The organism is Streptomyces sp. NPDC041068 (assembly GCF_040647455.1).
Lineage (GTDB): Bacteria > Actinomycetota > Actinomycetes > Streptomycetales > Streptomycetaceae > Streptomyces.
Map to the genome: position 1 here is coordinate 20,746 of NZ_JBEZCG010000036.1, position 10,574 is coordinate 31,319.

Below are 10,574 nucleotides of genomic sequence, written 5' to 3' on the forward strand. Positions count from 1 at the left end.
CGGTTCTCGGTCACTGGCCGCGCATCCACTGCTCCATCACCGACAACAGGTGATCCGGGTCGACCGGCTTCGTGACGTAATCGGAAGCTCCGGAGTCGATCGCCTTCTCCCGGTCGCCCTTCATCGCCTTCGCGGTGAGCGCGATGATCGGGAGCCCGGCGAACTGCGGCATCCTGCGGATCGCCGTCGTCGTCGCGTACCCGTCCATCTCCGGCATCATGATGTCCATCAGAACGACCGTCACGTCGTCGTGCTGCTCCAGGACTTCGATGCCCTCGCGGCCGTTCTCCGCGTACAGCACCGACAGACCGTGCTGCTCCAGGACGCTGGTGAGCGCGAAGACGTTGCGGATGTCGTCGTCGACGATCAGGACCTTCTCGCCGCCGAAGTGGAAACCGGGCCGCGCGACCGGCGCCTCCTGCGCCGCGGCCGGCCACTGCTCCTGCGGGTGCTGCTCCTGGGACCCGGCCGCCGGCTGACCCGGCAGCGCGGTCGGCTGCTCCGCGGCGGACGACACCGCGCGACGGCGGCGCCGGAACAGCGCGGCAGGCCCCGTCGGCGCCTCGTGCCGCACCGGGGCATCCTCGTCCTGCGCCGGAGCCTCCACCGGAGCGCCCTCTTCCAGGGCGGGCAGTTCCGGCGCCGTGGGCACGGGAGCGAGCTGCGCATAGCCCTGGGGCGGCAGTTCGCTCGGGTGCAGCGGCAAATAGAGCGTGAAGGTCGAGCCGCGGCCCGGTTCGCTCTGCGCGTGGATCTCGCCGCCGAGCAGCCGCGCGATCTCCCGGCTGATGGAGAGGCCGAGGCCGGTGCCGCCGTACTTCCTGCTGGTCGTGCCGTCGGCCTGCTTGAACGCCTCGAAGATGACCCGCATCTTGCTGGCCGCGATGCCGATGCCCGTGTCGGTCACCGAGAAGGCGATCAGGTCGGCGTCCGCGTCGCGCAGCGAACCCGCCTCCAGGAGCTGCTCGCGGATCGCGTTGGGCACGTCGTTGTTCGCGTGCCGGATGACCAGCTCGACCGCTCCGGAGTCGGTGAACTTCACCGCGTTGGACAGGAGGTTGCGCAGCACCTGCAGCAGCCGCTGTTCGTCCGTGTGCAGCGTCGCGGGCAGTTCCGGAGACACGCGTACGGAGAAGTCGAGTCCCTTCTCCGCGGTCAGCGGGCGGAAAGTGGCCTCTACGTAGTCGACGAGTTGGACCAGTGCGATGCGCGTCGGAGAGACGTCCATCTTGCCCGCCTCGACCTTCGACAGGTCGAGGATGTCATTGATGAGCTGCAGCAGGTCCGAGCCCGCGCCGTGGATCGTCTCGGCGAACTCGACCTGCTTCGGGGTGAGGTTCGCGTCGGCGTTGTCGGCGAGCAACTTGGCCAGGATCAACAGGGAGTTGAGCGGCGTACGCAGCTCGTGCGACATGTTCGCGAGGAACTCGGACTTGTAGCGCATCGAGACCGCGAGCTGCTCGGCGCGCTCCTCCAGGACCTGCCTGGCCTCTTCGATCTCGGTGTTCTTGACCTCGATGTCGCGGTTCTGCTGGGCGAGCAGCTCGGCCTTCTCCTCCAGCTCCGCGTTCGAGTCCTGCAGCGCCTTCTGTCGGTTCTCCAACTCGGCCGAGCGCTCCCGCAGTTGCTCGGTCAGCTCCTGCGACTGCTTGAGCAGCACCTCGGTCTTGGTGTTGACGCTGATGGTGTTGACGCTCGTCGCGATCATCTCGGCGATCTGGCTGAGGAAGTCCTTCTGGATCTGTGTGAAGGGCTGGAAGGCGGCCAGCTCGATCACGCCGAGCACGGTCCCTTCGAAGAGCACCGGCAACACGATCACCTGCGCGGGCGGCGCCTCACCGAGGCCGGAGGCGATCCGCAGATAGCCGGACGGCGCGTTCTCCACGAGGATGGTCCGCCGCTCCTTGGCGGCCGTCCCGATCAGGGTCTCCCCGGGCCGGAAGGACGTCGGCATGGACCCCATGGAGTAGCCGTAACTGCCGAGCATCCGCAGTTCGTACGCGTCCTCGTGGTCGCCCCCGAGGTCCTGGCCGTCGTCCGTCGGCATCGCCAGGAAGAACGCGCCGTGCTGCGCGGAGACGACCGGCGTCAGCTCGCTCATGATCAGCGAGGCGACGTCCTCCAGGTCGCGGCGGCCCTGCATCAGACCGGAGATCCGCGCGAGGTTGCCCTTGAGCCAGTCCTGTTCCTTGTTGGCGAGGGTGGTGTCGCGCAGGTTCGCGATCATCGTGTTGATGTTGTCCTGCAGGACCTGGATCTCGCCCGCCGCGTCGACCTCGATCTTGAGGTTGAGGTCGCCGCGGGTCACCGCGGTGGCGACCTTCGCGATGGCGCGCACCTGCCGGGTGAGGTTCCCGGCCATCTCGTTCACGGACTCGGTGAGGTCGCGCCACGTCCCGTCCACGTCACGCACGCGTGCCTGGCCGCCGAGCTGCCCCTCGGTGCCCACCTCGCGGGCGACCCTGGTGACCTGCTCGGCGAAGGACGACAGCTGGTCGACCATCGTGTTGATCGTGGTCTTGAGCTCCAGGATCTCGCCCCGGGCGTCGATGTCGATCTTCTTGGTCAGATCACCCTTGGCGATCGCGGTGGTGACCATCGCGATGTTGCGAACCTGTCCGGTCAGGTTGGACGCCATCGAGTTCACGGACTCGGTGAGGTCCTTCCACGTACCGGAGACTCCCGGCACACGCGCCTGGCCGCCCAGGATGCCGTCGGTGCCCACCTCACGGGCCACGCGCGTGACCTCGTCGGCGAACGAACTCAGCGTCGTCACCATGGTGTTGACCGTGTCGGCGAGCTGCGCGACCTCGCCGCGCGCCTCGACCGTGACCTTCTTGGTGAGGTCGCCGTTGGCGACCGCCGCCGAGACCTGGGAGATGTTCCGCACCTGGCTGGTCAGATTGTTGGCCATCAGGTTGACGTTGTCGCTCAGGTCCTTCCAGATGCCGGTGACGCCCGGCACCCGCGCCTGACCGCCCAACTGGCCCTCCGTGCCCACCTCGCGGGCCACGCGCGTGACCTGCTCCGCGAACGAGGACAGCTGGTCGACCATCGTGTTGACGGTCGTGACGAGTTCGAGGATCTCGCCCTTCGCGTCGACGGTGATCTTCTTGGAGAGGTCGCCCATGGCGACGGCCGTGGTGACCTCGGCGATGTTCCGCACCTGCAGGGTGAGGTTGTTCGCCATGCCGTTCACGGACTGCGTGAGGTCCTTCCAGGTACCCGAGACGCCCTGGACCTCGGCCTGGCCGCCGAGGATGCCGTCCGTCCCCACCTCGCGGGCGACCCGCGTGACCTGCTCGGCGAAGGCGGACAGCTGGTCCACCATCGTGTTCAGGGTGTTCTTCAGCTCCAGGATCTCGCCGCGCGCGTCCACGTCGATCTTCTGGGACAGGTCGCCGCGGGCCACCGCCGTCGCGACCTGCGCGATGTTGCGGACCTGCGCCGTGAGGTTGCCGGCCATGCCGTTCACGGAGTCCGTCAGGTCGCGCCACACACCGGCCACGCCGGGCACCTGCGCCTGACCGCCCAGGCGCCCCTCGGTGCCCACCTCGCGGGCGACCCGGGTCACCTGGTCGGCGAAGGCGGAGAGCTGGTCGACCATCGTGTTGATGGTGTTCTTCAGCTCCAGGATCTCGCCGCGCGCGTCGACCTCGATCTTCTGGGAGAGATCACCGCGGGCCACGGCCGTCGTCACCTGGGCGATCTGCCGCACCTGCGAAGTCAGGTTCCCCGCCATGAAGTTGACGGAGTCGGTCAGGTCCTTCCACGTGCCGCTCACGCCGTCCACACGGGCCTGGCCGCCGAGGCGGCCCTCCGTGCCCACGTCGCGCGCCATCCGCGTGACCTGGTCGGCGAAGGACGACAGCTGGTCCACCATCGTGTTCACGGTGTTCTTCAGCTGGAGCATCTCGCCGGAGACGTCGACGGTGACCTTCTGCGACAGATCGCCGTTCGCCACCGCCGTCGTCACCTGAGCGATGTTGCGGACCTGCCCGGTCAGGTTGCGGAAGGCGGTGTTGACGGAGTCCGTCAGGTCCTTCCAGGTGCCGGCCGCGCCCTGCACCTGCGCCTGGCCGCCGAGCTCACCCTCGACGCCGATCTCCCGCGCCACACGCGTCACTTCGGAACCGAAGGCCGAGAGCTGGTCGACCATCGTGTTCACGGTGTTCTTCAGCTCGAGCATCTCGCCCGCGACGTCGACCGTGACCTTCTGCGACAGATCACCGCTCGCCACCGCCGTCGTCACCGTCGCGATGTCCCGCACCTGCGTGGTGAGGTTACGGAAGACCGTGTTGACCGAGTCGGTCAGGTCCTTCCAAGTCCCCGCCGCTCCCGGCACGTTGGCCTGGCCGCCGAGCTGCCCCTCGGCACCGACCTCGTTCGCCACGCGCGTGACCTCGTCCGCGAACGTACGCAGCGTCTCGGTCATCTGGTTGATGGTTTCGGCAAGCTGCGCGACCTCACCGCGCGCCGAGACCGTCACCTTCTGCGACAGGTCACCGTTGGCCACGGCCGTCGTGACCTGGGCGATCCCGCGCACCTGCGCGGTCAGGTTGCCGGCCATGAGGTTCACCGAGTCGGTGAGGTCCTTCCACACGCCCGCGACGCCCGGCACCTGCGCCTGGCCGCCGAGCTCACCCTCCGTGCCGACCTCGCGCGCCACACGCGTCACTTCGGAGGAGAACGACGACAGCTGATCCACCATCGTGTTGACGGTGTTCTTCAACTCCAGCATCTCGCCCGCGACATGAACGGTGACCTTCCGCGACAGGTCGCCCTTCGCGACCGCCGTCGTCACCAGCGCGATGTCCCTCACCTGCGCGGTCAGGCGGTACGCCATGGTGTTCACGGAGTCCGTGAGGTCCTTCCACGACCCGGACATCCCGCGCACCCTGGCCTGGCCGCCGAGCTTGCCCTCGGTACCGACCTCGCTGGCCACACGCGTGACCTCGTCGGTGAAGGTGGAGAGCTGGTCGACGAGGTTGTTGACCGTCCGCCCGACCTTGAGGAACTCCCCGCGCAGCGGATGACCGTTCCCGTCGATCCCCTGCGCCCGCAGCTCCATGCGCTGCTCCAGGTCGCCCTCCGCCACCGCGGACAGGACCCGGCCGACCTCGCTGACAGGACGTACAAGATCATCTACGAGCGCGTTCGACGCGTCGATCGCGGCCGCCCACGAGCCCTCGCTCGCTCCGCCCTCCAGCCGTTCCGTGAGTTTTCCCTCACGTCCGACCATGCGCCGCACCCTCGACAGCTCACCGGTCAGATGCAGATTGCGGTCGGCGACCTCGTTGAAGACCGCGGCGATCTCCGACATGACGTCGTCACCGGAGACCGTGAGCCTCTTTCGGAAATTGCCGTCCCGCATCGCCACCAGGGCCGCGAGCAGCCGGTTCAAGGCCGCCGCGTCCACCGAGGCGGTCGCCCCGTTGCGCGGTTTGCGCTGTTTGTTCAGGGACTGTCCGTCTTTCGCGCGCGTCTTAGTGCCCCGCGTCGCTGCGCCAGACTCCACTGTGTCCCTCCCGCAAGGGTCGACCGGTACTGCTCGGGTTGTTCTGGGCTGTCTCCAAGAAGCTTGCCCAGTGTTTCACCATGGCTGAACCAGGCCATAACAGTTCGGCAGCTTCGCACACCGCCCGCACACCCTCCGGGCGGAAACACTGACGACCGGCATCAGCATGGACGGCGAAGGTAAGTAACCTTGCATCCGGCTGTCCAACCACCCCGGTCCTGCCCGGCCAGGGCGTTGGTACACGAACAAGCGGGCATCGGAGGGGCGGCCGCACCATGGGTTCGGGAGAACTGGGCGTCGATACAGTCGACACTGTCGATACTCGTACGAGGAGTGCTGTGATCACCGCGCGTGCGGCTGCCACCTTCGAACCCGTCGGGCGTTCCGTCGCGACGGCCCGCTCCTTCGTGCGCGACACCCTCCAGGGCTGGGGGTTCGCCGACGTCGTCGACGACGCCGTGGTCCTCACCAGCGAGCTGGTCACCAACGCCGTCGTGCACGCGGGCACCGCCGCCGACGTCCAGTGCCTGCGCAGCGAGGACGCCGTACGCATCGAGGTCTCCGACCGCTATCCCGAGCGCGAGATCCCGCTGCAGCAGTCCTCCGTCAACATGGGCAGCCCCGACCGCGAGGGCGGCCGCGGCCTCCAGCTCTGCGCGGCCCTCGCCGCCCGTTGGGGCGTCGACTACACCTCCACGCACAAGCAGGTCTGGTTCCAACTCGACCTCCCCGACCGCCCCGTGGGCACCCGCACCGCGGGCCCCTCGCTCCCTGCCGACCTCCTCCCGATCGCCGACGGCAGGGTCCGCGTCGCCGTCATCCAGATCGACCGCCTGGGCGCCATCTCCGCCTGGAACGAGGACGCCGAGGAACTCTTCGGGTACGTGGCGGAACAGGTCATCGGCAAGCCCCTCAACGACCTGGCGGCCTGGCCGCACACCCCCGGCACCAGCACCGGCATCGCCGAGGCCCTCCAACTCTCCCGCTGGGAAGGCAGTTACGGCGTCCGCGGCGCCCACGGCCGCGTCATCCCGGTCTACGCCTCACACCTGCGCGTCCGCGACACCGACGGCGAACCGTCCACGGTCTGCCTCCTCGTACGCGACGACGAGCGCGCCGTGCTGCAGACCCCGCTGCGCGGCGGGACGTCCGACCAGGCCACGCTCAGCGAGCCGAACGCCACGGACCCCTTCGAGGTCTTCATCGGCTCCCCCGCTCCCGACGACCTCGACGGCCTCCTCCAGCGCACCGTCGAGCGCGCCCGCGACATGCTCGACGGCGACGCCGCCTTCCTGCTCCTGGCCACCGACGACGAGACCGAGCTGGAGGTCCGCGCCTCCACGGGCCTGCCCTCGGCCCGCCAGCGCTTCGCCCGCGTCCAGGTCGAGTCGGCCCCCGGCCGCTACGGCTCCGCCCGCATGCCGGCCGTCCACGAGGACCTCACGGTCGTCCCGGGCGCGGTCCCGCTCCTCACCGGCACGGGCATGCGCTCCGTCGTCACGGTCCCGCTGAAGGTCGAGGGCCGTCTCACGGGCTCCCTCGGCGTCGCCGCGGAGGCCTCCGGGCGGTACTCGAACGAAGAGGCCCTGCGCCTCCAGTTCGCCGCCGACCGCATCGCCCTCGCCGTGGAGTCCGCCCGCCTCGGCGAGCTGGAGAGACTCCGCCGCGGCTCGCTCTCCTTCCTCGTCGAGGCCTCCGACCTGCTCGCAGGCACCCTCGACCGCGACCAGACCCTGGCCCTCATGGCCCAGATGACGGTCCCCACGCTCGCCACCTGGTGCGCCGTCTACACCATCGCCGACCAGTCCGCCGAGCCCTACCTCTCGTACGTCCTGCACGAGGACGAGGAGCGCATCGACGGCCTCAAGGCCCTGCTCTCCAAGATCGCCCCGCCCGACCCGGTCCCCACGCCGGGCGCCCGCGTCTGGGCGGCCCCCTCCGAGGCCGCACACCAGGCGGCCCTGCGCACCTCCATGCGCAGCCTGGGCCTCGGCGAACCCATGACCCTGGGCTCGGGCATCGGCACGACGCTCTCCACCGCTTCCGCGGTCGGTGGCGAGACCGTGGTCCTCCCTCTGGTCGCCCGCAACCGCGTCATCGGCATGCTCACCCTCGGCAAGCCCTCCGACGAGCACTTCCGCCAAGAGATCCTGGAATTGGCCGAAGATCTCTCCCGCCGAGCGGCCCTCGCCCTCGACAACGCCCGTCTGTACTCGGAGCGCATGGCCATCAGCCAGTCCCTCCAGCGCAGCCTGCTGCCCCCGGAGCTCCCGCAGATCCCGGGCGTCGAGGTCGAGGTCATCTACCGCGCGGCCGGCGAGGGCAACGAGGTCGGCGGCGACTTTTACGACCTCTTCCCCATCCGCGACGGCGCGTACGGCTTCGCGATCGGCGACGTCTGCGGCACAGGCCCGGAGGCGGCAGCCGTCACGGGCCTCGCCCGCCACGCCCTGCGCCTGCTCGCCCGCGAAGGCTTCGGCGGCCCCGCGGTCCTGGAGCGCCTCAACGCGGCGATCCTCGACGAGGGCGCCCGCAGCCGCTTCCTCACCCTTCTGTACGGCGAGCTGTGGCCGCAGGAGGACGGCTCGGCCGTACTGAAGATCGTCTGCGCCGGCCACCCGCTCCCGCTCCGCCTGCGCCAGGACGGCACCGTCGAGCCGTACGCGGAACCGCAGCCGCTGCTCGGCGTCATGGACGACCTCGAACTGTACGAGCAGACGATGACGCTCGACCCCGGCGACGTCCTGCTCTGCGTGACGGACGGCGTCACCGAGCGCCGCGAGGGCACCCGCATGCTCGGCGACGACGGCCTCGCGGACGTCCTCACGACCTGCACGGGCCTGACGGCCGGCGCGGTCGCGGCCCGCATCATGCGCGCGGTCGAGCGCTTTGCCACGGACGCCCCGTCCGACGACATGGCGATCCTCGCGATGCGCGTCCCCGGCCTCCACAAGGACTGAGCGCGCCGGGGCATCCTCCGGGATGCCCCGGGCCCCGCCCCAACCCATCGCCGGAGATTCCCGGCCAAACAAAAAGGGCCCCCGCCCAACTGGGCGGAGGCCTTTCTTGGTTGAGCCCCCAAGCGGAATCGAACCGCTGACCTTCTCCTTACCATGGAGACGCTCTACCGACTGAGCTATAGGGGCCTGCTGTGTGCTTCGGGGTTTTCCCCGCGGCAACGGAATAGATCATACCTGAAATCGAAGCCGCCTCGAACCGCCCGTTCCTCTGGACCGCCCGCCCGGCCACTGCGACGCTGCGCGCATGCCCACCCGACGTGGCACCCCCCTGCGGCACGCCTTGTCCGCGGCACTCGCCGCCCTGCTCCTGACGCTCGGGGCCTGCGGATCCGACGACAACGACGCGGACCCGAAGCCCACCAAGAAGCCGGCGGCGCAGGAGACCCCACGCCCCGGCGACCAGAAGGTCACGCTCACCTGGAAGGGCGAGAAACGCGTCTACACCGTCCACGCACCACCCGGCTACAGCACGCGCGACCGCCTCCCCCTCGTCATCGCCATGCACCCCTATCCGGCAGACGGCACGGCGGCGGCCACCATCAGCGGCCTCAGCGCCAAGGCGGACAAGGAGAACTTCCTCGTCGCCTACCCCGACGGACTCAACCGCGGCTACAACGCCATGATCTGCTGCGGCACCGAGGACGACGTGGGCTTCATCCGTACGATGACGAAGCGGCTGACCGGCACCTGGAACGCCGATCCGAGCCGCGTCTACGCCACGGGGATCTCCAACGGCGGCGACATGTCCTACAAGCTCGCCGTCGAACTCCCCGACACCTTCGCGGCCATCGCCCCGGTCAGCGGCGGCTATCTCGGCACCGATGCGGAGAAGGCCTCGTACATGCCGAAGAGACCCGTCTCTGTGATCACCTTCATCGGCGGCCTCGACGAGCACTACGCGGGAATGGACGAGGGCATCACGTCCTGGCAGAAACGCCTGTCCTGCAAGGCGGGCAAGCCAACTGAACTCAAGAACAGGATCAAGAAGACGACGGCCACGTGCCGCGACGGCTCGGACGTGGCCGTCTACCGGCTGCCGGAGATGGGCCATTCCTGGCCGAACGGCGCGGGCGGCGGCATGTCCGACCCGACGGCAGGCATCAACGCCACAGACCTCCTCTGGGAGTTCTTCGAGTCCCACACCAAGAAGGCGTCGTGACGGCTCTAGAAGGCCGGCTGAAGCAGCCCACCGAGCGCGTTGCACGCCGAGACGACGCGCTGCAGCTCTCGCCGTGACATGGACGCTCCGGCCGGCAGCGCCAGCGTCTCGTCCGCGGCCCGCTCGGTCTCGGGCAGATGTACGTCCCTACGGAAGCGCGGCATGCGGTGCACAGGGGTCTTCACGGGCACATGGCAGTCAACTCCCTTGGCCCGCACGGCTCGTGCAAAGGCATCCCGGTCGGGCCGCCCGTTCCCAGGCACCCGCACGACGTACTGCTGGTAGCTGTGCCCCTCACCGCCACCGGGTGTGACGACGCCGCTGAGCCGCCCGCTGAGATACGCGGCATGCGCCCGCCGCCGCTCCATCCCTTCGTACGGAGCTTCGGACTCGCCCTGCTCCAGCACGAGCAGTCCGTGCCGCTGCCCCACGTCCCGCAGCCGCCGCACATCGGCCTGGCGCCCGAAGCGGTGCACGACGACAACGGCGACCGTACGAGGCGTCACGACGGCGGCGACGGCCTCGGGGTCGAGGCAGTACGTGTCCGCATCGATGTCGGCAAAGACGGGCACGGCTCCGGCGAGGACCACGTCCTCGGCGACCTCGGCGTTCCCATAGGCCGGCACGACGACCTCGTCACCGGTACCGACACCCGCGGCGCGCAACAATCCAACTGTCCCCATGTCTGCGGATGTTGGCTGCGCAACGTGAACGGCAAGTAACGCAAAACAAAAAAGAGCTGGTCCCTGAACCGAAGTTCAGGGACCAGCTCTCTTATCAAGATTAGTTCGGCGGCGTCCTACTCTCCCACAGGGTCCCCCCTGCAGTACCATCGGCGCTGTGAGGCTTAGCTTCCGGGTTCGGAATGTAACCGGGC

Annotated in this window: 3 protein-coding genes, 1 tRNA gene, 1 rRNA gene and 1 pseudogene; 2 read left to right on the top strand and 4 right to left on the bottom strand. The window is 69.0% G+C overall.

The window, feature by feature from the left end; translation table 11 throughout:
* Positions 1-10: 10 nt before the first annotated feature.
* Positions 11-5,518 (bottom strand): HAMP domain-containing protein, encoded by a 5,508-nt coding sequence (locus tag AB0B50_RS43655; protein ID WP_362343369.1) that lies wholly within the window; start codon positions 5,516-5,518, stop codon positions 11-13.
* Positions 5,519-5,856: 338 nt separating this feature from the next.
* Here AB0B50_RS43655 and AB0B50_RS43660 point away from each other — a divergent pair, with 338 nt between their 5' ends.
* Positions 5,857-8,478: a SpoIIE family protein phosphatase gene (locus tag AB0B50_RS43660; protein ID WP_362343371.1), complete on the top strand. Its 2,622-nt coding sequence runs from the start codon at positions 5,857-5,859 to the stop codon at positions 8,476-8,478.
* Positions 8,479-8,591: 113 nt separating this feature from the next.
* On the opposite strand, the gene AB0B50_RS43665 is transcribed toward AB0B50_RS43660, so the two are convergent.
* Positions 8,592-8,664, bottom strand: a tRNA-Thr gene (locus AB0B50_RS43665).
* A gap of 118 nt (positions 8,665-8,782) precedes the next feature.
* Between AB0B50_RS43665 and AB0B50_RS43670 the strand changes: the two genes are divergently transcribed.
* A complete protein-coding gene (locus AB0B50_RS43670; RefSeq protein ID WP_362343374.1) occupies positions 8,783-9,697 on the top strand; it encodes a PHB depolymerase family esterase in 915 nt (304 codons plus the stop codon).
* A gap of 5 nt (positions 9,698-9,702) precedes the next feature.
* Here AB0B50_RS43670 and AB0B50_RS43675 read toward each other — a convergent pair.
* Positions 9,703-10,395: pseudogene (locus AB0B50_RS43675) on the bottom strand (DegT/DnrJ/EryC1/StrS family aminotransferase); the annotation flags it as partial.
* Between the two features lie 88 nt (positions 10,396-10,483).
* Positions 10,484-10,574 (bottom strand): 5S ribosomal RNA (gene rrf, locus AB0B50_RS43680); the annotation flags it as partial.

Coding starts and splice junctions, on each gene's coding strand:
- AB0B50_RS43670 (WP_362343374.1), top strand. CDS start 8,783: ATGCCCACCCGACGTGGCACCCCCCTGCGGCACGCCTTGTCCGCGGCA.